21 protein-coding genes are annotated in these 24,908 nt (G+C 62.9%); 5 read left to right on the forward strand and 16 right to left on the reverse strand.

Annotated features, from left to right (window positions below; all coding sequences use genetic code 11):
- Window positions 1-471 precede the first annotated feature (471 nt).
- The 11 genes from SB4_RS09930 to SB4_RS19990 all read right to left on the reverse strand — a co-directional run bounded on the left by SB4_RS09930 (window position 472) and on the right by SB4_RS19990 (window position 12,266).
- Window positions 472-954: a DUF421 domain-containing protein gene (locus SB4_RS09930; RefSeq protein ID WP_058716284.1), complete on the reverse strand. Its 483-nt coding sequence runs from the start codon at window positions 952-954 to the stop codon at window positions 472-474.
- Window positions 954-1,490, reverse strand: a complete 537-nt coding sequence (locus tag SB4_RS09935; protein ID WP_058716283.1) for a hypothetical protein — start codon at window positions 1,488-1,490, stop codon at window positions 954-956. The genes SB4_RS09930 and SB4_RS09935 overlap by 1 nt, the downstream gene beginning before the upstream one ends.
- 95 nt (window positions 1,491-1,585) lie before the next feature.
- The gene (locus SB4_RS09940; RefSeq protein WP_082670100.1) at window positions 1,586-2,305 is read right to left on the reverse strand and encodes a phosphatase PAP2 family protein; all 720 of its coding nucleotides are present in this window, start codon (window positions 2,303-2,305) and stop codon (window positions 1,586-1,588) included.
- Window positions 2,306-2,890: 585 nt separating this feature from the next.
- Entirely contained in the window at window positions 2,891-3,853 is a 963-nt protein-coding gene (locus SB4_RS09945) for an aspartyl protease family protein (protein WP_193753788.1), read from the reverse strand.
- A gap of 258 nt (window positions 3,854-4,111) precedes the next feature.
- Complete coding sequence (locus SB4_RS09950; protein ID WP_058752455.1) at window positions 4,112-5,542, reverse strand: IS1182 family transposase; 1,431 nt, start codon at window positions 5,540-5,542, stop codon at window positions 4,112-4,114.
- Window positions 5,543-6,015: 473 nt separating this feature from the next.
- Complete coding sequence (locus tag SB4_RS09955) at window positions 6,016-7,365, reverse strand: hypothetical protein (protein WP_058752456.1); 1,350 nt, start codon at window positions 7,363-7,365, stop codon at window positions 6,016-6,018.
- A 159-nt stretch (window positions 7,366-7,524) separates the two neighbouring features.
- Window positions 7,525-8,988 (reverse strand): AAA family ATPase, encoded by a 1,464-nt coding sequence (locus SB4_RS09960; RefSeq protein WP_058752457.1) that lies wholly within the window; start codon window positions 8,986-8,988, stop codon window positions 7,525-7,527.
- A gap of 190 nt (window positions 8,989-9,178) precedes the next feature.
- Complete coding sequence (locus tag SB4_RS09965) at window positions 9,179-10,036, reverse strand: 3'-5' exonuclease family protein (protein ID WP_058752458.1); 858 nt, start codon at window positions 10,034-10,036, stop codon at window positions 9,179-9,181.
- 46 nt (window positions 10,037-10,082) lie between these two features.
- On the reverse strand, window positions 10,083-10,736 hold the full coding sequence (locus SB4_RS09970; protein ID WP_058752470.1) for a hypothetical protein: 654 nt from the start codon (window positions 10,734-10,736) through the stop codon (window positions 10,083-10,085).
- Between the two features lie 42 nt (window positions 10,737-10,778).
- Window positions 10,779-11,432 carry a hypothetical protein gene (locus tag SB4_RS09975; RefSeq protein WP_058752459.1) on the reverse strand — a complete coding sequence of 218 codons (654 nt, stop codon included), beginning with the start codon at window positions 11,430-11,432 and terminating at the stop codon, window positions 10,779-10,781.
- A 498-nt stretch (window positions 11,433-11,930) separates the two neighbouring features.
- Window positions 11,931-12,266, reverse strand: a complete 336-nt coding sequence (locus SB4_RS19990; protein WP_193753789.1) for a hypothetical protein — start codon at window positions 12,264-12,266, stop codon at window positions 11,931-11,933.
- A gap of 40 nt (window positions 12,267-12,306) precedes the next feature.
- Here SB4_RS19990 and SB4_RS09985 point away from each other — a divergent pair, with 40 nt between their 5' ends.
- The 3 genes from SB4_RS09985 to SB4_RS09995 are packed head-to-tail and all read left to right on the forward strand — an operon-like array spanning window position 12,307 to window position 15,535.
- The gene (locus tag SB4_RS09985) at window positions 12,307-14,376 is read left to right on the forward strand and encodes a S8 family peptidase (protein ID WP_058752460.1); all 2,070 of its coding nucleotides are present in this window, start codon (window positions 12,307-12,309) and stop codon (window positions 14,374-14,376) included.
- Window positions 14,377-14,402: 26 nt separating this feature from the next.
- Entirely contained in the window at window positions 14,403-15,146 is a 744-nt protein-coding gene (locus SB4_RS09990; RefSeq protein ID WP_058752461.1) for a hypothetical protein, read from the forward strand.
- Entirely contained in the window at window positions 15,146-15,535 is a 390-nt protein-coding gene (locus SB4_RS09995; protein WP_058752462.1) for a DUF4878 domain-containing protein, read from the forward strand. Before SB4_RS09990 ends, SB4_RS09995 begins: the two co-directional genes overlap by 1 nt.
- A 129-nt stretch (window positions 15,536-15,664) precedes the next feature.
- Here the strand turns inward: SB4_RS09995 and SB4_RS10000 are convergent, their stop codons facing one another.
- Both SB4_RS10000 and SB4_RS10005 read right to left on the reverse strand, forming a co-directional pair.
- Window positions 15,665-15,922: a DUF6429 family protein gene (locus SB4_RS10000; RefSeq protein WP_058752463.1), complete on the reverse strand. Its 258-nt coding sequence runs from the start codon at window positions 15,920-15,922 to the stop codon at window positions 15,665-15,667.
- A 113-nt stretch (window positions 15,923-16,035) separates the two neighbouring features.
- A complete protein-coding gene (locus SB4_RS10005; protein WP_082670103.1) occupies window positions 16,036-19,044 on the reverse strand; it encodes a MobA/MobL family protein in 3,009 nt (1,002 codons plus the stop codon).
- 459 nt (window positions 19,045-19,503) lie between these two features.
- On the opposite strand from SB4_RS10005, the gene SB4_RS10010 reads away from it, so the two are divergent.
- The gene (locus SB4_RS10010; RefSeq protein ID WP_058752465.1) at window positions 19,504-20,817 is read left to right on the forward strand and encodes a hypothetical protein; all 1,314 of its coding nucleotides are present in this window, start codon (window positions 19,504-19,506) and stop codon (window positions 20,815-20,817) included.
- A 109-nt stretch (window positions 20,818-20,926) separates the two neighbouring features.
- On the opposite strand, the gene SB4_RS10015 is transcribed toward SB4_RS10010, so the two are convergent.
- The 3 genes from SB4_RS10015 to SB4_RS18935 all read right to left on the reverse strand — a co-directional run bounded on the left by SB4_RS10015 (window position 20,927) and on the right by SB4_RS18935 (window position 24,424).
- Window positions 20,927-21,667, reverse strand: coding sequence for an SDR family oxidoreductase (locus SB4_RS10015; RefSeq protein WP_058752466.1), 741 nt, complete (start codon window positions 21,665-21,667; stop codon window positions 20,927-20,929).
- Window positions 21,668-22,280: 613 nt separating this feature from the next.
- Window positions 22,281-23,222 (reverse strand): 2-hydroxyacid dehydrogenase, encoded by a 942-nt coding sequence (locus SB4_RS10020; protein ID WP_058752467.1) that lies wholly within the window; start codon window positions 23,220-23,222, stop codon window positions 22,281-22,283.
- Window positions 23,223-23,443: 221 nt separating this feature from the next.
- Window positions 23,444-24,424 (reverse strand): AraC family transcriptional regulator, encoded by a 981-nt coding sequence (locus tag SB4_RS18935; RefSeq protein ID WP_338112948.1) that lies wholly within the window; start codon window positions 24,422-24,424, stop codon window positions 23,444-23,446.
- 65 nt (window positions 24,425-24,489) lie between these two features.
- Between SB4_RS18935 and SB4_RS10025 the strand changes: the two genes are divergently transcribed.
- Window positions 24,490-24,825: an EthD domain-containing protein gene (locus SB4_RS10025; protein WP_058717124.1), complete on the forward strand. Its 336-nt coding sequence runs from the start codon at window positions 24,490-24,492 to the stop codon at window positions 24,823-24,825.
- Window positions 24,826-24,908: the final 83 nt, after the last annotated feature.

Consider the following 24,908-nt stretch of genomic DNA (forward strand, 5'->3'; position numbering starts at 1 on the left):
CGTCTCATCGTCCGCCCCGGGAGCCCCCTTTGACAGCCTAGCGATCGATGTAGTTAGGCGATAGCGGACCTGTCGGATCGGAGATAGGCCGATCCGAATCTTGGTCCGGCTCATATGCGATCACCCATTGCGGATAACCTTCTGGCGACATGGTGATGTCGGCATGCCCTACCGGGTCGTTGCCGGTCTCTATCCACCCCGCCCCGTGGCAATAATCGCAGATTGCCCGCTTGCACCGGAAGCTGACAAGATCGATCTCGGTGTTCCATTGCCCATACCCTCGGCAGATCGGGCATTTTGCATCCAGGGTGCCGTTTCGTGGCTGAAGCGGGATGATGTCGAAAGCATGGGGGCTGTTCGGTCCGTCGCAGTAGACGACGTTGCTGGCATGGGCGATCGGTCTTCTCCTACACTCTCGCCGAACGAATTACCCGACTTGGGGTTGCCGCCGTCGTGACGGCGTGCATCGCGTTACGCAGTAGCTGCGTTGTCGTCGTCAGGCTTCACCTCACCACTATCTTTGCGGATGAAACTGATCTTGCCCTGCGTCTCCAAGATAGCCCAGGCGACCTGATTCATGTGAGCGATACCCGCTAGGCGCATCTCGGCTTCGACCTCTGCGCGCGTGATGCGGTCGCGGCGGAGATTCGCCTTGATCAGTTCGCCATCTCGAATGATGACCTGCGGCCGACCATCCAAGAGCGTTTCCAGCCTGGGCGAGAGATAGGTCGCCCAGCTCATTACTAAGGCCCAGAAGGCGAACGTGGCGATCGCCAGGATCGATCCCGTGAGGCTGAAGTCGTTATGCGTGACGCCTTGCTGGACCAGGTCGCCCATCACCACGATGACCACCAATTCGAATGGCGTAAGCTGGCCGATCTCGCGTTTCCCCAGCAACCGCAGCAACAAGTAGAGCGCCGCGAATGTGACGGAAGCCCGCAGGACGATGTCCATTATGGAAGGACTCGGATGGTGACATGGGCGTGGGTCAGGGGGGTGTCGTCATCCAGAAGTGTGACGTTTCCTGAAACGCGCCCGATCAGTGGTGGATTTGTCTGGCCGTCTATTTTGACCTCCAACGTCTCCCCCGCTTTCAGTGGGCCGTATTCAAAGCGATACTGTCCGTCCTTGAAGCTCTCGTTGGCGGGGGCTGGGACCTGGCTGTTGATGGTCAGATCGCGCCATAGGGACGCGTCCACCCCGATCACCGGCTTGGTAATGGCTTGTCGGGCGGTGACCCGGATGTGGGTCTCGAAAAATAAGCCGCTGCGTAGCGGACGGGCAATCTTGAGCTCCAATGAAGCGGCGGGAGCAGAGACAGATGTCACGGGCGCAGGTGCACCGCCGAGCAGTCCACTCGCCGCAACGGCCATAGCCGTGCCTAGCACGATGAATGCGAGCAAACTGGCATGCGCCCGAAGCCCTCTCACGGGTACGACATGGCGCTCTTCAATGCCGTCAGGCAGGTCGGTGTTACCCAGCTGCGTCATCGAGCCGTCTTGTCTCGCAGACGTGTAGGCACAACGTCATATGATTCGGTCCTGGGGTCCATCCAATCATGGGGCATAAGGCCCTCATGGGTGAGTTAATGCAATAAACTCAGGTCAATAAGGCGCGGCTGGGATGATCCCACGTCCTTGCCATCTTGCTGAAGCCGAGGCGACGACAGCTCCATTGTAAGACGGATGACCGGCGTCGCGCCGTCACCAATCGCACGCTGCGGCGCTACAAGCGCACGGCTAGCCCATCGCACCGCTAAATCGATCGCCGCGTCACTGACCCGTTCAGCGATCAGGCCGATGGCGATCCCGGCCAGAACATCGCCCGCATAATGCGTTCCGCGCGGTACCTGTACGACGGACACTGACAGTGCCGCGCCACGGGCGGCGACCGCATGATCTGGATATGCCCGCGCAATTGCCTCTCCGACCGCGACCGCACCAGCACTGTGGCCGGACGGGAATGAATTCTCCTCGTGACGGTCGCTATCACCTTCCCGCACCCGTGGATCATCACCGTCTTTCGGGCGCCTACGGTTGATCACGGCTTTAATCCTGCTCTTGGCCCAGGTGGCAAGCGTGTGAGCCGCCAGTATCCTGAAGCCGGTGCTGGTGAGGTGAATATCCCGTCGGGCGATACCATCCGCGACCGTGGCGGCGCAGATCATCCGCATTGGTGGCTGATCACCGATCTCGCTGGCGGCGCCAACCAGCCGCACTGGCCAGCTATCGCGCTTGTCGTTCACTTCTGAGGTAATTTTATGGTCGGCCTGTTCGACAGCGGTAGGTTTGCGTGCCCCATTCATCGCCGTTCAACAGATGAATCAATCCGTTGGCTCCGTCAGGCCATGTAAGAATGCACTGTTTTATTGAATGCCTTTTGCCTTAGGCGGCCTACCGCCGATAATTCTGTAAAATGTATCTATCCCCCTGCCGATGATCGCTTCGTCTCGCCCCAGACTTTTCGGCCCGGGCTTTCTCATTCCATGAGCCTTTTCGAGACAGCTGGTAGGACAGGGGACCGGGCAGCGGCCTATTATCTCCCCGGCTGCGAACATGAATGAGCGGCAGAAGGCGGGGAGTCAAACAGAGATCGCGAATGACCGAAAGTGGGTCCTTGCGGCCGCTGGGCTGCCCGGCCGGTAGCGAGCCATTTCCGGCCATTCGGTGAATCGGCTCGGCATCCAGACCGGCCGATCCGCCAACGCTCAGCAGTCCCGTTTCTCCATGTTCAACAGACCGTTTTGGGGAAACCGCAATCGGGAACACATTTCGGGAAGGCCGGCCCGCCGGACGATTGAGGAAGACGGGAGTTGCCTGAGCCGTCCCGTTCGACCTTCGTTTATGGGATTGTCTGACCGCCGATGGGTGCGAGTAAGACTGCCGATGTATCACCGAGCCGAGGCGGATGGTACGGCCGGTGCTTCGATGGGGATAAGGAAGAGTTTTTTCTGGTCCACATCCAAAATGAAGTCAGCCTTCGAAAGAAACGTCATGCCGAGCAGGCCGTCACTTGTTCCCGGCAGCTTTTCGCCCACGGATACGCTGATAGGGTTGACGCTGACCTGTCCCAGTACAAGCGACGCATTTGATACCGATCTGCCGGTTCTCGCGACCCCGTCAAGCGACGCTGTCTTGCCTTCCTTGGCACTTGTGCCGGTTGGAACGACCCGCGCCCATGCCCTGTCCGAAAGGCGGATCGTGCCGTTATAGCCCATGTCGACCTTTAGGGAGACCGCTTGGCCGTTTATCTTGGCGAACACTTGGTTGCCATCGATCAGCGGGAGGGTGGCAACTTTAACGCGGGGCGTGATATCGCCGGACTTAGCCAAGATCATCTGCTTGCGGCTGTTCTGAATCAGGACGGCCATCCGGTCCAGGTAATCGCCGCCGATGATCGCCTGCACCGGGCGACCAACCAGACGGCTGAACGGCTGCATATCGATGGCCACCACCGAACCGTTGAAGGTGACCTGACCCGGCACCACGATGCTGGTGCCCTTGACCAACCGCTCGTCCAGCGACGCGGCGCCGAGATCGAGCTTTCCGACGATCGGTCCGACCGTCAAACCAATTGATTTGGCATAGGTAAGATCGATCACGGTGTGGCCACAGGCATTGTCCAGCATGGCCCAAGCGTCGTGCCCATTTACTGTAACCTTCAAGAATACGACGTCGTCGCTGGTGTCGATCGGCGTCGGGCTTGAATTTGCTTCGCTTAGGAATGTGATGCTATGTTCCAGCGTTGCTTCCGGAGTAGCCTGAGCGTTCGCTGAAGGCGCTGCATGAGTCGGGGCAGCGACCGATGCTATCGCTAATATTGACATCGATACGGAGCGTAGCAGTTGCATCATACTTGCCATTCTTCCTGATATTGCGGTGATCGTACCCTGGTCTTCTGGCCATCACCAGCCTGCTCACCACGGAATGATTATCTTGTCCCGTTTCCCGATCTAGACCGTGCGGAAACTCATCGGCTGGCTGCCACCTGATGGTTCTCGCGTCTGGCCGGGTCAGAGATCACCCAGATCCGGGTTTGCGGCGGTGCTGGCGCTGCAATGGCTTCATGGGCGGCATGTCTGGCGCAGCGTCGACCCAAATAGCGCCCCGGATCAGACCCGCACCGCCCGGATCATGCTCGGCACGCCGATGAGGGTGATGGCCCGTCTGAGGTTGTAGACGAGCGCGGTCAGGCTGAACTCGCCACGAACCTTCTCCAGCCCGCGCATGAGGAACGCGCCTTGGTTCATCCACTGCTTGATCGAGCCGAACGGGTGTTCGACCGTTTCCCGACGGACATTCAGGATATCAGGGCTGGCCGCGAGCCGCTTTGCCATGCGCTCGAGCACCGCCTCGTTCTCCCAGCGGTTGATGCGCCGCCAGCGGCCCCCGGTACAGCGTGCCCTGATCGTGCAGGCGGCACAGGCGGCGGGGCTGGAATACTGGATCGACACGTGGCCGTTCGTCACCGAGCGGTAGCGGGTGTCGAGAAGCCGGCCGCCGGGACAATGGTAGGCGTCGGCTGCCGAATTGTAGCGGAACCGCTCCTTGGGAAATCGGCCGTTGGCGACGGCGGTGCCGCGCTCGGGTCGAGCGACATAGGGTGTGATGCCAGCCGCCTCGCACGCCTCGATGTCCTCGCCCTTGTAATACCCCATGTCCGCCACGGTATCGATGCGTTCGACGCCAAGTGCCTCCCTGGCCGCGCCGGCGGTCATCGCTAGTAGGCCCATGTCGGTGGCGGCATTGGTGACGTGCTGTTCGACGATCAGCTTGTGCTTCGCATCGACCGCCACCTGCGCGTTGTAGCCGACAATGGTCTTCTGACCCGTGACCATCGCGCGCGCATCCGTGTCGGTCAGCGAGACTTGGCTCTCGCCGCTGGCGGTCAGCTGCTCCAGCATCGCCGCCTGCGCCTGCCGCCGCGCCCGCACCGTCGCGATCTTCGCGGCCAGTGCCTCGCGGCGACCGGGGCCATGGCCGTCCTCGCCACGGTCGATGGCGTCCAGCTCGGCCAGATACCCCTCGAGCCGCTCGTCGGCCGCGGCGATGTACCTGGCCAGCTTGCTGCTGGAGAAGTTGCGTCCCGGATTGTTCACCGCCTTCAGTCTCGTGCCGTCCACCGCCAGCAACTCGCGCCCGAACAGGTCGAGCCTGCGGCACAGGGTGACGAAGGCGCGGAACACCGCCTTGAACGCGCCCCGGTTGTCGCGGCGGAAGTCGGCGATGGTCTTGTAGTCCGGCCGAAGCCCGCGCAGCAGCCAGATCAGCTCGAGGTTACGCGTCGCCTCCGCCTCCAACCGCCGGCTCGACCGCACCCGGTTGAGATAGCCGTAGAGATACAGCTTGAGCATGTCGGCCGGATGATAGCCGGGGCGTCCCGTTGCCTTCGGTTGCGCCCGCACAAAGCCGGCCTCGGCCAGATCGAGGTCGTCCACGAACACGTCGATGAACCGCACCGGGCTGTCCGCCCCCACATAGTCCTCGACCGACGCCGGCAGCAGCAGCGCCTGCTCGCGCGCATGACCCTCGATATACGCCATGAACACAGCATACGCCCGTCAGCGGTTCGATGGAATCAGCCGGCGAGTTTCCGCACAGTCTGCGATCGTTTTCGGGAGGGCGGGTCTTAGCCATAAGGATCATATGACCAACCACCTTCACATCATCACCGGCGGGCCTGGACCGGGCAGAATGAGTTTGATCGACGCGCTAGCAGCTGAGGGTTTGAACGAATTGTCCTTGTTTCTTTTCCTCTTTCCTCAGAGGGGCGGCTTCCCCGTTCTTCGTTTCGAAAGCCCAACCGGCGGCGGATGCGCCGGGTAATGGACTTGTCTTCGAGGTCCGGACGTGTGTGGCAGCGCTGTCGATGCGCAGAGCGATCGCGCCGCGCGAATGCGGCGGTGCCGGTAGGGCAAGAGTGCGGCCCGCCTGCGAACTCGGCCGTAGTGACCACAATGATGCTGGTCAGCGACGGATCTGGGACCGGTGCGCTGAGCACCGGCCCCACAATCGATCAGTCCTTCCAGATGCGCCCAGTGGCGCAGTTGACGAGTAAGCGGCTGCTGTCGAGCTGCATCTTCACGCCGGGACGCAGCGGGGTGGCCTGCTTGATGGTGCACTTCGCATCGAAGGGCAGCGGCAGGACATCGAACGGCGTGAGGCCGAGCAGCGTTTGTGCGTCGTCTGCGTCGAAATCCTCTTCATACCATTCGAGGAACTCGCCGCGTTTGACGATCCGGCCAGGGGCCGAAATCTCAGCCTCGATGCAACCGTCGCGCCAGTACAGGGTGGCATAGACCGGCCCCAGCGGGGTGACGAACTGCACGACCGTGTCATAGTCGATCGCCAGACGAGCAAGTACCTCCGCCTGACCCTCTGGCGCGTAGCGCACGACAGCAGCGGCGAAGGAGTCTATCTCACCGTCTGCGCCGAGTGCGCGCACGACGTCGCGCGCTTCGCGGCGACCGACGATCTCGTGGGTGGCGCCATGGTTTGGATACACGCCCTCGAAGGGAGCGGGCATGAAGTTTCGCACCACGCCGGGACGGAAGGCATCGTCGATGGCGTCATAGTGGACGTAGAAGCCGAAGTGCTTGTCGGTGTGTTGCCGGTGAAGGTCGATGGCGATCGCGTGCAGCGCGACGCCAACCGCATCGTTCGAGATCTTGCTCTCGGCGATCTGGCGCACTGCGCGAGCTTGTTCTGCTATGTCCTGCCGACGGTGCCACATGGCTCTCATGTCGTTAGCGATCGACAAGGCCAGGAACTTGATGTCCTCCGGCATGGCGGCGGCGAAGCAGGCCGCACCGGTGCTGTTGACCTCCCGTTGCAATACCACGCCGCCAGCGTCGTGAAAGGGCGGGAACGCGAGCAGATTTACGGGACCGTAATCCGAGATGTTGCTGGGCGAGGGCAGACCGATACATTGCCACGGCCGACCTTGAACCCATTTGCTGATGAATTCACGTAGCAACTCGAGGTTACGGCCATAGGCGTCGTGCCGGACGATCTCCATCGGAGACAGACCCGGCTTGCCCGTCTGGATCACCCAGACTTCCGCTCCGATCTCGACCGAACCCGGTTCGTACGGCCGAACTACGGTGCCGAGAGGGAGGGTGAACGGCCTATCGTCTCCCTCGATGGCGAATAACAGAAGGGCGCCAAGCTCCTTGATTGCGTCATCGTCCAGAGTGTCGATTGTATCGACGCCATCCTCACGCCCGCTGCATCGTAGATCAACCATGATCGCGGATGCCAAGACAGTGGCGAGCAATGTTCCGTTTTCCAGTTCAACCGAGCGCAAGGCAGCATCGAACTTATCGACCAGCGTGGCTTCAAGCAGGTCAGTTGCGAACGTCTTCATTCTAAATACTCCTTTTTTTCCTTTCTCTGGCTTTCGCCAATCTTCTTCAGAATCGATCGATTGCAGGTCGACTGTGAGGAGGGAAAAAAGAGGAGAAGGGGTGACGCTCGCCCAGGACGCTGTCAGGGCTGATGAGCGGCCTGATGGCCGCGACATGCTCTATGGCTGGTCGATGGATGCATCGGTCTGGCCGATATAGAAATGTCGGCTATTGCGCTTGATGAGGACGCCGCGCTCCTCAAGTTTTTGAAAGTGCCAGGCGATGCTGCCGGCACGCGCGCCGGTCTTGCCGCCGCCTGAGGCACTGCCGACCAGCGACCGCGCGGGCAGGGGTTCCTCGGCATGCATGGCCTTGAGTATCTTCATGACGCGGTTGGCGGAGACGCGCTGACCATCGGCAAGGTCGGGGTAGGTCACGCCCATAACCTGCATCACGAGGTCGGTGCCCGGAGTGTAGTCCTGCTCGACTCGTTGGGATCGGTCAGCGCGAGACGGTGCAGTGCGTGAAGTCTTCGGCTTGGCCCGGGACCGCGGCGGCGTCGGTTCGCTGGCATCAGTGCCCTCGTCATCGGTGGGGGCAGGGAGGCCCACCTCGCGGAACGCCCCCTGCGCGTCGCGGATGAGGTAGCGTGGCTCGCGGCAGACACCGAGCAGATTGGCCTTGGCGGCATAGATGACGAGGAAGTCCTTGCGCTCGATATCGGGGAAGAGGTCGCGAAGCTCCTCCGCCTCGTAGTAGGGCCCTCCCTTCTCGCGCCATTCCTGGATGAGGCGCACCTCGACCGCCATGCGCGGTGCCGTGGTCCACATGGCAACGCCGCGCAGACGGGAGGCGGCGCTCCCCCACGGATCCTTCTTGGGGACGAAAGCGGCCTTCGGGACATGGCCGATGATCGTGAAGAACACACCGAGCGCTTCGCACAGGCGTCCGAGATAGAAGAAGAAGTTGGTGGTGGCCTCGCCCTCCATGCCGTCAAACCCGGCCATGCTGGTGGCGGAGTCCATGACGACGCCGACGATCCGGTCCTCCGGATCGTCGTGACGTGCGTTCCACTCGGTGATGTAGCGGCGAACCTCGGTCATGACCTCGGAGGGACGCCAGACGCGGTCGTCGCCGAAGCGCAGGAGGCTGGCGTTGGGGTGGCCGAACTCGTCCTCGGTCATGCTGAGGAACGGCATGACGTGGAGGCGCGAGCAGGTCTCGTGCGCGACGGCCGCACTCTGGTGCATCGTGTTCTGCACGATGTCGCGCAGACGGCCGACGATCTGCGGCCGGGCGTCCTCGGCGGTGAGGATCAGGACATGGCCGGTGCCGTTGATCTTGCCGCCCAGCCAGGTGGGGGCCCGGTGCTCCGGGCGGCTCGCGATCATCGCCGCCATCCAGAGCAGAAGCTGCGTCTTGCCGGTCGAGCCCGCGCCGAACCAGACGGCGGCGCCCTGGGCCGCCAGCCAGCCGTCGATCCGGAAGGGGATGGTCGGGGTCGCGTCCTCGAAATGGTGGCTGGCCAGCCATTTGTCGGTCTCGGGCTGGGAGTCCCAGCGTCGCGTCGGCGCAACATGCGCCGACGCGGGTCGGCGATCCGAATGCTTCGGATCGCTTGGTATGGCATTCGATTTGGACATGCTGGCCAATCCCGGTTGCGGGTCGTGCTCATGATGAGCGCGACGGGAATTCAGCATTCAGCGTACAAAGCCTTTATATATGTTTATGGGCCATGGGCGGCTGAATGTATCAGCCGCCCTGGTCCCAGTGCGCGCGCTGAAAAAATTGCGGGCGATGGTTAACGCGGGCGCAGGGCCTCTTGCGCGATCGTCAGGGTGACGGGATCAGCTCTTCGACCTTGGCGGCTTCAAGCGTGAAGGCTTGGCGCAACACCTCGGCGCCGTAGCGCTCCCAGTCGGCGGCGTAGGGACGGTGAGACAGGTGTTCGGAGACGAAGCTGGTCAGCCGCTGCGTCGCTTCCAGCGTCGACACGCTTCCGCCCAGCAGATGCCGCCAGCGCATGAGGAGCATCAGGGTCGAGAGGACATCTCCCTCCGCCACGGCCTTGACCGACGACCATTTGCCCTGATCCATCAGCTTGCTGACCTGATCCGGGCGGCAGGTGATCTTGGCGGGCACGCCGAGTTTGGCAGCGACCTCGGCGAGGTGCGCGGATTTGGCGCCGCCACACATCTCGCTCATCAGGTCGAGATGTCCCGACGCCTCGCGCCGCCATGGCGAATGCAGGCCTGCCAGTGAAGGAGGCAGGCGCAGCCCCGCAGCGACGGCGGCGAGCATGATCTGCGGCATATCGGCGTGGAATCCACCCCAGGTCACGATCTGGACATGACCCAGTTGCGCCATGTCGGCGAGAAAGGCACCGACGATGCCAGCCTCGTCGAGTTCGGGACACCCGCGTGTCTCCATTCGCACCGGGCGCAAGCCGTCGTCACCGTCGGTGAGGATGAGCCAGGAGAGGGTCACAATCTTCTGGCACGGCCAGCGCGGTGTCACGCGCGGGTCATTGCGGCGCTCGCGCGGCTCGATGTCGGCGACGTCGGCAGGGCAGAAGCGTTCGGCCGCAAGATAGCGACCATGGACTTCATGATCGTAGCGGCATTCCGCATCGAGCACGACGACATAAGCAGGGGTGTCGCTCTTCCAGAGGCGAGCGGGATCGATATGCATGGTAATTCTCCTATCGAAGGAAGGTCCGGGATGAGGGGGGTGGGCTTCAGAGGGCGATGGGTTGCTCGCCCCGCCAGCGGTCCAGCGCCCGAAGTGCTGCTTGTGCAGGGTGATCGGCGTCATCGAAGTCGCCGAAGCCTTGAGCCCAGCATCGCCATCCGGCGATCGCCTCGCCGATCAGTTCGACAGCAGTCGTGCTCGGATCCGGCAGCAGGAAGGTCGGCATTGACCCCTCGCATTCGTCGACCGGCGTCTGCAGCGGGCACATGCAGGGCATGAGATGCGCGCGTGCCTGACGAAGGTGCCATGTGTGGCCGAGCGGCAGGGCCCGCCATCGTCCCGCGGTGTCGGCGGCGGCCATGATGATCTCTGGGTGGCGCGCCGGATCGGCCAGCGCGAGCAGACGGTAGGGGACGGCGCCGAAATTGTCCCAACTGATCACGGCACCGGGTGATGCGATGTGCGGCTCCAGCCAGTCGAGCAGATCAAGGACGGTATCCCCTTCGCCGAGGCACCGAGCCTCGGTCGAGAAGCGGTAGCCGTCATGATCCGGGGAGACCGTGAGCATGCCGATCCCGCAGAGGATGCGGGCATCCGGTCTGTTACGCGCGGCGGGACAGGCCCCGATGGTGCGGATGGCGAGTGCGATCGACGCGGGCGCGAAACCTCGCTCCTCGATCGACAGGTCGATGAAAGACATGGGCATTTCCTTGGGCATTGGCCGCATGGCGGCCGTGTGGGATCAGTTGGTTACGGACAGCAGGTCCGCGACGTGCGCTTGCGCCGCGGCGTGATCGCTTTCGCCGAGCCAGACGGAGAGATGGTCGCTGAGGACGGCCGCGATGCTATGTCCGACCGGGTTCAGCGCGGCGAAGCGCCGTATGACCAGCCGAAAGGTGGCGATTGCATCGACTTGCACCTGCCCCTCGATCTCGCTGATGTTCGACCGCAGCCAGTCGGCGAAGCGGCGGCCCCGATCGACCTGGGCATGGAGAATGTTCATGTTCGCGCAGGCCTGCGCGAAGGTCAGCCGTTTGTCGTCATGGCTGGCGGTCAGGTTCAGAGCATATTGCTGACCGCATCCCGCGAGCGCGCGGATGCAGGGCGACCATTTGGCACCGGGCAGGCGATCGAGAAGTGCCGCGTCATCATCCAGGCCATATCCGGCGATCGTTGCGCCATCGCGGAGCAGCTGTTCGTCAAGCCATGTCAGGAGCCACTCGGCGGGATCAGAAGGCTGGAGGACACAGCTGTCGAGGGCGAAGTGAATGTCCGGATCGCGCAGTTCGGCGGTCAGAATGGCGGCACCGATGGGGATCTGGCGGTCGACGCCCAGGCGATGACCGATATCGAGCCGGGCGACGCTCAGGGCCGTGATGATAGGTGAAGGAAGCATAGGCAATGTGCTCCAGGCACGCGCCATTGTCGCCCACGCCGCGTGAGGCGGCGGGGGTTTAAGACGCGTGGATGGTGGGGGATGACCGGCAGAACCGGCCGACGATGAAAATTCTGACCGAAGGCCGAGTCGGCGGATGCCGACCCTATTTTTTCCTTTCGTTCAGAACCTTCGCTTCATCCGTCCGTACGGATCAGCGCCATCGCCGCCTCTTTTCCGTGCCAGTGGCATGGCTTCGCCTTTCAGAGGCACTTCCAGGCTGTCGCAATTCGTTAAGGAATCGAATATAGCCTGATTGTGTCCGTGGGTGCTCTCCTACGGACCGGGGCGTGAGAACCCTGCGCATAGAGCCGGTCAATATGACCAAATTCGGTCGCGGAGCACTTCTGTGACCGGATGGCGGACACGTATGTCCAGGCCATCCGGCTAAAGGTGTTCGCGCCAGTCTATGCGCTGGTTCTCAACTTCCGGTCTCCAGAAGGCCGGCACCCCGCCATTTCACGGGGTGCCGCCGGCTGTCCGGCGCGCATCCCCATCGGGGGATAATATGGTTGGGATACGGGGGATTAGGGCAGCGTCGGCCAGCATGCTGGCGATGACGATCGCCGCCTGCGGGGGCGGCGGCGCGATCAGCAGTTCGGGCAGCATAGCGACGCCACCGCCGACTGGCGGCTCGACGCCGACGCCCAGTCCATCACCGACGCCTGCGCCGACACCGACGCCCGCGCCGACGCCATCGCCAAGTCCGACACCGTCGCCAACGCCGTCGCCGAGCCCAACGCCCTCGCCGTCTCCGACGCCTTCACCCACACCCACGCCGACACCGGCCCCCACGCCAACGCCGACGCCGACGCCGCCGGTCTATTCGACGCCGGTGCCGCCACCGCCGGGCTATGTCATCACGCCATCGGACCGCCAGCCGATCCGCTCGGTCAACGACACGCCCGAGTTCCGCCGCAACTACGGTGCGAACGAGTTCATGAATGCGCTCTACGCGCTCGACAGCGGGCACACCGGTCAGGGTGTCACCGTCGCGGTGGTCGACGATGGCGTGATGAACGTGAACGGCGAGCTCGACGGCCGCATCGACCAGACGCTTTCCAAGGACTTCGGCTATATCGTGGCCGCCGACGGCACCCGGACCAAGCGCAACGAGCTGGGCAGCGCAGCGTCGGACCACGGTACGGCGGTCGCCAACATCATCGCCGCCAGGGTTAATGGCGGTGGCGCGGTGGGTTATGCGCCGTCCGCGACGATCGTCGCGCTCCGTGTCGCCGACTGGGACGAGAAGACGCAAGGGGAAATCTTGTGGCACACCGACGAGGCCATCCGCTATGCGGCGGACAAGGGGATCAAGATCGTCAGTTCATCGCTGGTCGGTGGCAGCGCGAGCTGGACTGCGGCAACCGAAAGGCTGGCGGCGACCGGCGGGCTGCTGGTCAACTCCACCGGCAATTACGGCGCTGCCGATCCCCATAATAGCCAGTGGATCAGCGCCGACAAGCGCCAGGCACTTCTGTTCGTCGGCGCGCTCAGCCCGGCGCTGACCGCCTACGAAATCGAGGCCTATTCCAACCGGGCGGGGTCGATGAAGGACCGCACCGTCGTTGCGGTCGGCGCCAATGTTACCACGCTGGTCGATGGTACGGTCGGCGTCTTCTCCGGCACCAGTTCGGCGGCACCGGTGGTCGCAGGTCTCGCCGCCGACATCCTGTCCAAATGGCCGCAGCTGAGCGGCCAGCAGGCAGGCGACGTCATCCTGAAGACTGCCAAGGACATTGGTGCACCGGGGCCGGACGAGGTGTTCGGCATGGGGCTGGTCGACTTCAAGGCGGCGCTGTCGCCGGTCAATCCGACGCTGTCGAACGGCAGCACTCAGACCAGCGTCGCCAAGTCGGTGATGGTGGTGCCGACGGCGGTCGGCACCGCTGCGATCCAGACGGCGCTGTCGCATGTGACGGTGCTCGACGCCTATGGCCGCGACTTTTCGGGTTCGGTCGCGGCGCTCGTCGTCCAGCCGCAGGTGATGGCCGACCGCCGCATCGAGCGGCGGGTCCAGCAGATGGGGCGACAGGCGAGCCTGTCACTCGGCGGTTTCAGCGGAACGATGGGCTTTACCAGCACCCGCTTCGGCCCGGGACAGGATCAGGTTCGAGCCGCAGCGACGGCAGGCACCTTTGGTTACACTGACGGGACGACCGGGGTTCATGCGGCATGGAATGCCAGCGACATGCTCCAGGCCGACGTCATGGGTCTGGCGCCCTTCGCCGATGGCGTGCTCGCCTATGCCCCGCAGGCCGGGACCAGCCTCGGCGTCGACCGGGCGGTCGGTGGCGGACGGCTCGGGCTGACCATGGCGGCGGGGCGAGCCAGCGGGAGTGCCGCGCAGGCGATGACGCTGGGCTGGAGCCGGGGTGGCCTCGATCTGCGCGCGTCGTTCATCGACGAGGATGGCACGCTGATGGGTATGCCGACCGGTGCCGGTGCGCTGCGATTGGGACGCGGCGCCCGCACCGTCATGGTCGAAGTCCACCACCGCATCGGTGTGACCGATGGCTGGGCGCTGGAGGGCTATGGCTCACTGGGTGTGACCCGGCTGAAGATTGACACCGCCTCGCTCGTCACCGGCGCCACCCCGATCCTCGGCAGCCGGATCGGCGTGCAGGCAATCGGTGCGGTACCCGGCGGCCTGCTGACGCTCGGGATCGCGCAGCCGCTCGCCATCGAGGCGGGCGCGGCGGAGCTGACCCTGGGCACCGGCTACGACCTTGCCAGCCGTTCAGTCATGTACGGTGTCACCCGCGCCAGCCTTGTGGGGCAACGCCGCGTCCAACTCACCGCTGGCTACATCACCCGCACCGCCATGCCGCTCCGCCTCGGCGTCATGCACGACGTCACAGACGGCTCCGTCGCCGCACTCGTCGGCTGGCACACCGGCTTCTGATCTGACCATCTCACAGGGAGAGACTCATGCGTTTGACCATTGCACTCGTCATCGGGCTGGCCGCCGTGCCCGCCGCCGCCCAGCGGGCACCCATCACCAAATTGCTCGACAAGATCCCATCCGTCTTCGGCAATGGGCCGAAGCAGCCTGCCATCACCATGCCGGCCACGCCGGTGATCGTCGGCCTGACCCGTGCTGCCGATCGCAGCGTTGCCGGTGATCCGGTCACCTTCGACCTCGGTGGCTTTCGCCTCGGCATGAGCGAGGCGGAGGTGTCTGCTGTCGCAACATCCCGTCGATTGCTCACCAAAGGCGCGACCCGCTTCGTCGATTTTGAAAGCGAGGTACGCGGTGCGATCAATATTGCGGGTGGCGCCGGTGGAGCCCCGACCCGACGGAGCGTGCTCGGCGAGGCGACGCTTCAGGACGACGCGGGCGGGCGATATACGCTACGAATGCTCGTCTGGCCGGATGGGGCGCATTTGTCCGGGATCACCTATATCGCGCCACAAGGTACGGCGGCCGCCGAATGGCGGCAGATGCTTGTCACCAAATGGGGCACGCCCCATCAGGAGAGCAGCCGCGACACCTTCTCCGCGCGTTGGGGGAAAGCCGGGCTGGATGGCTACCACGCCGACGCCGATGTCGGACCTCGTGGTGGTACGGTCGGCATCGGTTCACCCGATGGATCATCCCAACGGCCAGCCGCTCTGGTGGCACAAGCCGCTGACGCCTTCTTTGCCGCTCGTGCCAAGAAGCCGGTGCTGTGATGGGCGCGATTCTGAAGGGGACGATGCATATCCGTCCGCTGGTCGCAGCCGCCGCGCTTCTGGCGCTGACCGCCTGCGGCCAGGGACCGGGTGATGCTGCCCGTGCCGCGATGGAGGCGGCCGGGCGCGGTCAGACCGCCGAGGCGCTCGAGCGGATCGACCCGGAGATCAAGGCGACCGCCGGGATCTTGATCACGCCGATGCTGCAGGGCAAGGCCGCGAACGCGCAGAAGCGGGGCGGCGTTACGTCGGTCGAGGTCGAGAAGATCGACAAAACGGATCCGGATCACGCCGTGGTGACCACCGTCACCCGCTTTGGCAACGGATCGACGCAGACCGACACCGGCAAAGTACGCCGCATCGATGGCAAGTGGTACATTACGATGTAGAATGGAGGCGTGTGGGGTTCGATCGTCTCCCTATGGCGGGTGAATGGAGGAAAGGTATCGCCCTCATCCATGGGCCTACGACATCTCTCGTGATGTCGCAGGCCCGTCGCCGTGGAACGGCCACGTCGATCAGGCATGCCGGACGAACAGGCGTTCGAATGCCTGTTTGCAGCGGCGGACCCCGTCCTCGGTCAGCGCCACCGACTTCGCCTTTCTGGCCGGATCAGTGATCAGCCCCTGCCCGTGAAGGCGGTCGAGTGCCGACCAATCATACGTCTTCCACGCACGCCATGTCGGATCACCGGCACCATCCCGGTGTAGAGTGAGGTAAAGCAGCGCCAGCACGGCTTCGTCGATGCGATCGGTATCAACGGGCGGCATGGACATGACCTATCCCCTCGCAATTTGATCCGAAAGGGTGCGCCGCCGATATCGGATCGGTCAATCCCTCCGCCCTCGGCAGAGGCGTGGCTGGCGTGACGCGCCCATGGTGAACCCCGTCACCGGATATGTGGGGACGGACCCGATCGGCCGGCGACACGCTGCACATACCGCCGGTTTTCGGTCGCCTGTGCTATCGCCTCCGCCAATAACGAGGGAGCCAGCCGACCCAGTTCAGCCGCCGCCACCTTGTCGGCCAAAGCTACCGCCGCGCGTCGGTTACGCTCACCGACAGTGATCGCGCTGCCGGGCCGGAGATTGGCGTCATGCGCCTCCTGCCAGCGGACGACAAGCGGATGGGTGGCAACGGGCGGCACGACCGACGCATGCTCGACCATCTTTGTCGCTGCGGGAGCCGTGATATCCGGCCCCTTCAATGGGACTGGCGTCGGTAAAGTTGCGGGCGGGGTCGTGGCCTCGATCGGAGGATGTGGACACTCGGTCGCCGATGATGGCACAATGGTGGGCTGCGGGGCAATTGGTGCCGTCTGCTTTTCCTGCGACTGACGGATACCCTCCAGCCGGCGCTGCACATCGGCTGACTGCAATGCCTCTGGGGTGATTCCCAGACGAGCCGCATCGGTATCGCGAAGGACAAGCCCCTCGTCCTGCTGCCGAACCGGGATACCAGCACGCGAAATTTCGTCGATCGCGCGGTGGACCTGCGTTGGCGCCTTTCGCGCCCCCGCTTGACGCTCCAGGCCCTTGTCCCGGGCATCACGCAGTCGATCCTGGACACTGGGGTCGGCGATATAGCACCTGAGACCGTCCTGAAGGATCCGGTTACGGTGGGCCAAGATCCATTTGCCGCTGGGGTCGTCGGGAATGGTCAGAATGCCGGGTGCGGCTTTTACGGCCTCAACGATATTGGCGATCAGTCGGTTCTGCCGGTCGCGGATCCGGTTGAGCTCCTTTACCTGCTCGGGTGATGCCAGATCGAGCATATGACGATCCAGATCGTTGATTTTAAGCGGCTCGGTTCGACCGTCGCGGCGCGTGATACGGCGCCGCAAAATCTCGATGCGCGACAGCCAGTCGTCGACCTCGGCGCTGGATGGGACTTTCGCTGTAACCGGCACCTCGGCCGATGGCGCAGGGGCCGATGCAGGCTCGGTCGTCGGGGTTGGCGGGGCAGCCGGGTCTTCCACCGGCTGGGGCTGGCTGACGGTTTGTTTCGCCGGGGCGGCGGTGGTCACCGAGGTTTCGATTGCAACGTGCTCGCGCCGCCAGATCGCGGTATCATGCAGGACCTGGAATTCCATCTCGATCCGCTGGCGGGCGATTTGGGCATCGGCCATCAGCGACGCTGCGAATTTGACGTCGGGCGCGGCAGCCTTTTCGAGGTCGTCGAGATAGGCGTGTGCCTCCCGCTCACGCTGCTTGAAAGCCTGATAGCGCGGGCAATCCGAAGGAGCCTTGCCTTTCGCTTGCAGCTTGCCGGCGAGGTCGTCGGCATGGCCGCGCATTTTCTCGGCGGTTTGATCCGCATTGCTGCGCGCCATGGGATGGAAAATCGATAAAAGTACATCAGCGGTCCGCGCCTCCGCGCGCCGCTCCGTCAGTTCGCGTTCAAGGTCCGCGAGCGTGGCGCGGTCCTTTGGCCTTTCGCCGATTATGGCACGCAGGTCCGCCACCCGGTCAGCGTCGGCCTTCTCTACCTCGTCATGCTGCTTGAGCAACGCAGCCATCCGCGCCCGCCAGCCCTTAATCGCGTTTTCGACATCCTTCGCGGGGGCGGCGCCACATGCCGCGAGGAACGCCGGTTTGCGAGTAAGGTGCTGCTGCGGCTCGGCCTCGATCCCCATGGCTTCGTACGAGCGCGGATCATAGCGCCGCCGTGATCCGATCGCCTCCAGTTCCACGTTCACCGCAGCGGCGAAGAGCGTTCGCATGTACATCGGCCAGTCCTTGTGACGGACCTCGGCGCATTTCTTTTGGCGATACGGATAGGTCTGTCGGCGATTACGGGATTTGGTGCGCTTTTCCTCCACGATGGCGAAGTCCCATTGACCATCGATCTGCTCGCAAGGCCTGTCATGATAGAGCAGGTGGAAATGCCAGTTGCGCTGATGGTTCGCAGCTGTCGGTGCGTGCAGCGCGATATAGCAGCGCAGGTGAAGGCGTTCGAACTCGTGCTTCAACGTTTTCAGGACCCTCTGACATCCGTCGAGGTCGAGGTCTGCTGGCAACTCGCCGGTGATCCGGCGTTGAGCAATGCCACCACGCCCCTTGCGTATGTGGACCAGTCCGTCAGGGTCATGCTTTTTCAACCAGCTGGCACAATCGGCGATGTCGGCTTCCGCCTGGAAGGGGTGCGTCCTGCTCGGCGACGCGCTGGCTATTTTCCCCGCTTTCTCGACCCGGTGCGCCTCCGGATCGGCCATGATCCGCTCGAGCGCGGTCTTGAGCGCTGACGGGATGTCTGGCTCCTGCATCATGACGTTCAACGTCACTGGGTCAAACCGCTCGGCCAGACAGATGCCGTCGGGATGGCCGCTGTCCTCATGGGCGAGCACGGTGGCGAAGAAGGCGCCAGCATCGCCGATGATGTTGGTCTCGATTACGGCCGCCCCTTCAGCGTCGCGCGCGAGGGCTTCGTCACGCGTCACGTAGGCAACATGTGCGACGGCGTCGTGAACCTCACTCGGGGCAGCAGTCGCTACGGCTTCCTCGCGCGTCACATAGTCGACATGACCGACCGGATCGGCGGGAAGGCCGTCATTGGTGCGGCATGCCCCATCCACCCCCTTGGTGACGCTGGTCAGCGCGAAGTGAAATGACTGGTGCCCATCAGCGGTTACGAATCGGCCGATTGGAGGCCGTGGCATATGGAAACGCGCAGGCGGCAGGCCACGGGACGGGCGAGCCGCCCGCTCGACTACGACCTGGCGTTTGGGTTCGTCGATCCGCCGGCGTCGCCGAAGGCCCATGATGTCGGTTTCGCGCCCGGTAATGTCATCATCGGACAGGCGCGAGCGGTATCGCCCGATGGCCGCCTGAGCGCGCGCAGCCTTGGCCGGGTTCATTGCGGCCGGGGGTTCGAAGTTAAAAGCGAGCTGCGATGTCATGGTGGATAGTGTCCACCGAATACTATCGATGCACAATAGATATTGTGAATGGCATGTGTCTCCACGGTTTATAGGATGAACTGGAAAAGTTCTACGGCTTATTGCCGCCACCGTCGATGACGACGGTGATTATCGCGAAGCGACCGCTCGCCAGAGCTTCCCCTTTCTCGGGTGCGCCGCATACCCGAGAAAGGAATTGCGCGACTTATATCGTCTGGGGGCTGTGTTCCCAGAAAATGGGTTTGGAATACGAGATAATTCGGGTTTTCTGGGAAACGCGACTTGGCGTTTGGCAAGGATGATGGACGGATCATTGCCTCATGACCTTCTGCGAGGCCGCTGCCCGCCAAGGACCGATCCCGGCGCACCTTGGCCATGGATGGCAAGGTTCGGTTCACGATTGTTGCCTAAAGTCCCACGGCAGTCCGTCATGAAAGTGACGACATCGCGAGGACGAAGATGCTGGAAGACGACGCGGCGCTTTGGAAATTTGCACCCGATACGCTGCTCAAGGCCCTGGTCCTGGCGTGCGAAGAGCATGGCGACCGGGTGGAGGTAGAGATCGACGCGCTGATCCAGCGGGGTGATCTCAAGGCCGCTCGACAGCCTTGGGGCACCAGCACGACGGCGAGCGCACTCAAGGACGTTCAGCCAGCGATCTACCGACTGCGCAATGAGCTGGTATCCGAGCTTCCCTCGACCCTAGGCAAGTTGCTGCGCTTGGCGCAGCTGGAACAGCAGCGGCAGTATGTCGATCGGTCGTCGAAGAAGACGAAATTACCCGCGGACGAATTAGCCGCCGATCTGCCGGCGAGGATCAAGGCAGCGCTCGCCCGCGAGCGCAAGGCCGATATGCCAGCGGCCGCGCTTTTCCATGCTGCATTCACGCGAGCGCGTGAAGCGGGGTTGGTTGAGTATGACGACATTTCGGTATCGCCGAGGTCTGACGAGACTGATGGAGCGTTTCGCGCGCTGACGGCGGGGTTCGTCCTGCCGCCGGCCGATTTCGAACGGTCCGGGCGGCCGATCCCACGCCCTTATTGGGACGCGGTCCGGGCCTACCCCTTTCACTGCCCACTCGATCTGCCCGTTGGCGATGCGACGGAATTCGAGTGGGAAGACGACCCCATGCCGCGATATGCGAGCTATGATCAGATGATCGCGCGGGACGCGAAATTCGCTTTCTGGGCGAATGAGGCGCGGCAACGCTTCACCAACCTGTCGATGCATGTCCGGATGATGCGGGACATCCCACGCGACCCCGAAGAGGAGACGTGGCAATGGGCCGACCGCGCCTATGCAGGGATAGTCGCCCAGACCGGCGCGGACCTGCCCGACCACGACTTGTCGCGGCTGATCGATCGGGATTATGACATCCTTCAGGACGACGAACGCTGCCGCATCTGGTGGTACTGGGCGGAGCGGCATTGGGCAATCAACGGCTACCTGTCCCAACAGCACGACTATCATCTGGCGGACGATCCGATCGACGACGACCTCATCAACGGCTGGCTGATCCTGCTGGTCGGCCGGCACGTGACGGACGAATGGCTGCAACCCGCATGGCTGCGACAGCGCCTGTTCGACTGGCGCGTACTCCCACTGTTCGCCGCGCCCGTGCCAGCGGTTCGGTATCTGGTTCCCCGGGCCGCGCTTGTGCCGGAGCAGGCCGAAGGCGCGACCATTCCCATTTCACCATCCAGACCGTCCGAAAACTCGCTGACGGACGTAGATGAAGCACTGCGCCTGCAACATAGCGTCCATCAAACATAATTTAGGATCATTTGTTACGTAGGTTGCAACTTTGTCGCACGTATATTGTAAATGCAAAAGGGAGGGCAGAGTTTTCGGACAGTCTCCATCGCGAAACGAGAACGGGCGGCTACTGCATGATTAGGCCACCATCGACGGCATATTGGCTGCCGGTGACGTAGGAGGCATCGTCCGAGAGGAGGAACAGCGCAACAGCCGCCGCTTCCTCGGGTGTACCAGGGCGACCCAGCGGGACCTGACCGACGACGAAATCCTCGAAACCACGTTTTGCCTCATCGGGCAGGAAATGGCGGAAATTGGTGTCGATCGGTCCGGGCACGACGACGTTCACACGGATGCCTCGCGGCGCGAATGCCGTCGCCCAAGACCGTGCCACCGCGACCAGTGCCCCTTTGGTGGCAGCGTACAGGCTTGTGGCAGCGGCTCCCTCATAGGTCGAGGACGATGACGTGACGACGAACGAGGCCCCGTCCCTCAGGTGATCGGACAGCGCAGCGAGTTGAAGCATCGGACCCCGCACGTTGGCGGCCATCATCCGGTCGAAGGCACTGGCGTCGACTTCTTCAGGCGTGCCGAGCGCGGCATATCCGGCGTTGAGCCATAGTCCGTTGAGGCCGCCCGCATTGTTTGCCGTCTCGGCCAGCATGGCGACGCTGGCAGGATCAGCGGCATCGTTGGCGAGGACCTGGCCACGATCGCCGAGCTCACGTCGCGTGCCATCGATACGATCCGGACTGAGCCCCGTGACGATTACGCTGCCGCCTTCGGCGACGATGCGCTTCGCGCCAGCCAGACCCATGCCGCTCGTTCCGCCCGTGATAAGGACGCGTTTGTTCTCGAACCTTGCCATTGAGCGAAGTTAGCAGACAAAGTCGCTTCCGGCATCCGGCTTTCCCACGGGGATGGTGAGACGGGAATGTCCGCTATGTAGTAGAACTGACATTCGCTATCGCTAAGGGTAGCCTACCCATATCAAGGTAGTAACCATGCTATCGCTCATGATCGCTGCGACAATCTCCACGTCTTCTCCGAAATGCACTCTTCCATTTGACGTTGCTCGGACCGAAGCGGCGGCACGGGCCATCGCCCAAGTTGTCATTGCATCGGCACCGCCTGAACCGATAGACAAGAATATATTAAGATATGATCTTCACATTGAATATCTGCGCGAACGGAATAGCTGGATAGTTTATCAAAGAGCTGTTTCTGCCGCTAAAGGTGTTCGGTTTTTAGGCGGCAACGGAATTGGCATGGAAATAGCTGCCTGCGACGGTGCTGTGTCTGACATTAGCCGTCAGAGATAGGCCGTCTGGAGTTAGTGAAGGCAGGCGTCTCGCTTTTCCATAAACGAGCGGCCGGCGAGGCGAGGCGGGCGTTCTCGGAATCGATAGAATTGCGGGAACTATGTACCCTGTTGATGCTGGCGCAGCGTGATCGCTAATCAGGAGGTCACATCCGGGGAATCACGTCACAGGAGATAGTACGGACTGCCCGCCGAAATGCGCGAGCAGGTTGTCGAGGACGAGTTGCACCGTCGCCTGCACAGCTTCCGGAGAACGGCCGGCGATGTGAGGGGTAAGGATGACGTTGCGCAGCGCCGCCAGTTCGCCTGGCACATTCGGCTCTCCCTCAACCACGTCGAGCGCGGCCCCGCCAATGCGGCCGTGCGTCAGCGCGTCGATCAGGGCAGATGTATCCACCACGCTGCCGCGCGCTATGTTGACGAGGAAGCCTTCGGCACCGAGCGCATCGAGCACGGCCGTATCCACGAGGTGCGTCGTCGCCGCTCCGCCAGGCGTGGCGACGACCAGGAAGTTCGACCACTCGGCTAGCGCCTTCGCAGAAGGCAAGTAGAGCCAGGACGACCCGTCGCGGGGCTTGCGGTTGTGATAGGCGACCGTCATCCCAAAGCCTTCGGCGCCACGCCGGGCGATCTGCTCGCCGATATTGCCCAAACCGAGGATGCCGAGCCTCTTCCCGGAAATCATCGGGCGCGGCTGGCGCGAGATCGCCCATTCGCCGCGCCGCACCGCCGCGTCGGCCTGGACGATGCCGCGTGCGATCGACATGATCAGAGCCATCGCGTGGTCCGCGACGGACGTGTCGTTCGTGCCCGGCCCGTTGGTGACTACGATGCCTCGTGCCTGGGCGGCCGCCACGTCCACCTTCTCGTAGCCCGCGCCGAGCGCGCAGATGATCTCAAGCTTTGGAAGCGCCGCGATCTCGCCGGCACCGAGGCCCGTCGACCCGTTCGTCAGCACTGCGCGGATGCTGTCACCCACGGCTTGTATGACCGCCGCCCGTTCTGATGCTTTGGGCGCGACATGAAGCTCGAAACCTGCGTCCTTGATACGAGCCAGGCTTTCAGGTGCAAGCTCGACGAGAACGAGGAGAGGGATCGACATGAATAGACCTCCGGATGCTGCACCAGCCGGGATTTGGCGACGGGACGAGAAGCATAGCAATTGTCCCTACAGGCACATAGACACGAGCAAAGGGCGACGCAGGCGCCCCCCACCAATCCGCCTTCCCGCAAAGGAGCGGCCTGCAAGACGGCCAAGGCTTTCCCATTGGGATGGTATTTTGAGACAGAGTTGAAAAATCGGCTGCCACTGCAGGTAACCAATCAGCGTCTTGAGGTACCCGCGTTAGAACATTCGGCGTTTTTGTACCTCATCGGTGCGCAACCGTATACCCGCTTGAATGCGGTGCTGAATGCAGCTTCCGACGTGTAGCCAAGCGAATACGCGATGGCCGCTATCCTGTCGCTTCCGTTTCTCAGGCGCTGTTGAGCAAGAACCATACGCCAGCGTGTCACATACTCCATCGGGGGTGTCCCAGTTAAGCTTCGAAAGCGTTCCGCAAATCTGGAGCGTGACATGCCCGCGGTCGCTGCAAGCCTGGCGATTGTCCATGGATGAGATGGATCGGCGTGGATAGCCTGCGCCGCCCGCCAAATCTGTGGGTCGGATTGGGCAAAGAGCCAGCCTGTTGTGCGTCCCGCACTTTGGCTCAAGTAGTGGCGCAGCGTATCAACGAGCAGCAAATGCGACAGGTGACGTACGGCAGAAATGTGGCCCGGCGCCTCTGCCGATAATTCTTCCCGCAGTCGCTCCAGAAGCCAGCGCAGGCCGTTTTGGCCCGCAGCGTCACGAAGGGGAAGGATGCCAGGCATCGCACCGAGCAGCATTGCCGTCTGCGGACCCGTGAAGGCGAAATGCCCAGCCAGCAAGACCGTATCTCCACCGCCGTTTATGGTCGCGGTGCGATCGCTCCATGCCTCTTCGGGTATCTTGTCGATACCTGTCGACGCGAAAGAAAGATCGCGCGCGATGGTAAAGGATCGGCCACTCGGCAGGATCACACAGTCCTCCGCCGAAAGGCGCAGTGGACTTGCCTCGCCTTCGACACTTAACCATGCCCGACCCGAGGCAACGGCATATACTTTGAGCCCGTCATGGGCTGGAAACCGTATCGCCCAGGCTCCGCCCAGATCGAATGCACCGGCAACGTGAGTGACCGGGAACAGGGTCGACAGCACGTCAGACAGGGGATCTTGTGACATCAACGTGGGACGATCGCGAATGTTAAATGGACTGAGACGCATAGTTCGTCTCAGTGTACGGCGCTAGATTGTGTCTCGGTAAAACGCAAACATGAGGTCGCACAGATATGATCAAGATGCTGATCGGCTTTCGCCGTCGTCAGGGAATGAGCATGCAGGAGTTCAAAGACTACCGGCGCGATATCCACGCACCGCTACTTTTCAACCTTCCCGAAGCGGACAAAATTAGACGATTTGTCGTATCCTATCCCGTTGCCGCACCTGGCTGGCCAGAGCCGACCTTCGATGCAGTCGTGGAGGCATGGTTTGACTCGCTTGATGACCTGAATGCACTCTACACTTGCGAAGCCTTTCAAGAGGTGGTCGACCCCGATCATGCCAACTTCATCGATCTAGCGTCGGTCAGCCGGATCGTTTCAGAGGAGATAGTCGTCGTTGGTTAGCCGTCTCCTGTGAGCATCAGGCTGACGTGGCAACCTGATGCTCCAGCGCGGCATCAGCGTACCGGCGAGATGGCGAACGGCGC

The organism is Sphingomonas sanguinis (genome assembly GCF_001476905.1).
In the GTDB taxonomy this organism is placed as follows: Bacteria; Pseudomonadota; Alphaproteobacteria; order Sphingomonadales; family Sphingomonadaceae; genus Sphingomonas; species Sphingomonas sanguinis_B.

Bases quoted from the DNA above. Each gene is read 5' to 3' on its own strand.
- SB4_RS09930 (WP_058716284.1), bottom strand. From the start codon at position 954: ATGGACATCGTCCTGCGGGCTTCCGTCACATTCGCGGCGCTCTACTTG.
- SB4_RS09935 (WP_058716283.1), bottom strand. From the start codon at position 1,490: ATGACGCAGCTGGGTAACACCGACCTGCCTGACGGCATTGAAGAGCGC.
- SB4_RS09940 (WP_082670100.1), bottom strand. From the start codon at position 2,305: ATGAATGGGGCACGCAAACCTACCGCTGTCGAACAGGCCGACCATAAA.
- SB4_RS09945 (WP_193753788.1), bottom strand. From the start codon at position 3,853: ATGATGCAACTGCTACGCTCCGTATCGATGTCAATATTAGCGATAGCA.
- SB4_RS09950 (WP_058752455.1), bottom strand. From the start codon at position 5,542: ATGGCGTATATCGAGGGTCATGCGCGCGAGCAGGCGCTGCTGCTGCCG.
- SB4_RS09955 (WP_058752456.1), bottom strand. From the start codon at position 7,365: ATGAAGACGTTCGCAACTGACCTGCTTGAAGCCACGCTGGTCGATAAG.
- SB4_RS09960 (WP_058752457.1), bottom strand. From the start codon at position 8,988: ATGTCCAAATCGAATGCCATACCAAGCGATCCGAAGCATTCGGATCGC.
- SB4_RS09965 (WP_058752458.1), bottom strand. From the start codon at position 10,036: ATGCATATCGATCCCGCTCGCCTCTGGAAGAGCGACACCCCTGCTTAT.
- SB4_RS09970 (WP_058752470.1), bottom strand. From the start codon at position 10,736: ATGTCTTTCATCGACCTGTCGATCGAGGAGCGAGGTTTCGCGCCCGCG.
- SB4_RS09975 (WP_058752459.1), bottom strand. From the start codon at position 11,432: ATGCTTCCTTCACCTATCATCACGGCCCTGAGCGTCGCCCGGCTCGAT.
- SB4_RS09990 (WP_058752461.1), top strand. From the start codon at position 14,403: ATGCGTTTGACCATTGCACTCGTCATCGGGCTGGCCGCCGTGCCCGCC.
- SB4_RS09995 (WP_058752462.1), top strand. From the start codon at position 15,146: ATGGGCGCGATTCTGAAGGGGACGATGCATATCCGTCCGCTGGTCGCA.
- SB4_RS10000 (WP_058752463.1), bottom strand. From the start codon at position 15,922: ATGTCCATGCCGCCCGTTGATACCGATCGCATCGACGAAGCCGTGCTG.
- SB4_RS10005 (WP_082670103.1), bottom strand. From the start codon at position 19,044: ATGACATCGCAGCTCGCTTTTAACTTCGAACCCCCGGCCGCAATGAAC.
- SB4_RS10010 (WP_058752465.1), top strand. From the start codon at position 19,504: ATGCTGGAAGACGACGCGGCGCTTTGGAAATTTGCACCCGATACGCTG.
- SB4_RS10015 (WP_058752466.1), bottom strand. From the start codon at position 21,667: ATGGCAAGGTTCGAGAACAAACGCGTCCTTATCACGGGCGGAACGAGC.
- SB4_RS10020 (WP_058752467.1), bottom strand. From the start codon at position 23,222: ATGTCGATCCCTCTCCTCGTTCTCGTCGAGCTTGCACCTGAAAGCCTG.
- SB4_RS18935 (WP_338112948.1), bottom strand. From the start codon at position 24,424: ATGCGTCTCAGTCCATTTAACATTCGCGATCGTCCCACGTTGATGTCA.
- SB4_RS10025 (WP_058717124.1), top strand. From the start codon at position 24,490: ATGATCAAGATGCTGATCGGCTTTCGCCGTCGTCAGGGAATGAGCATG.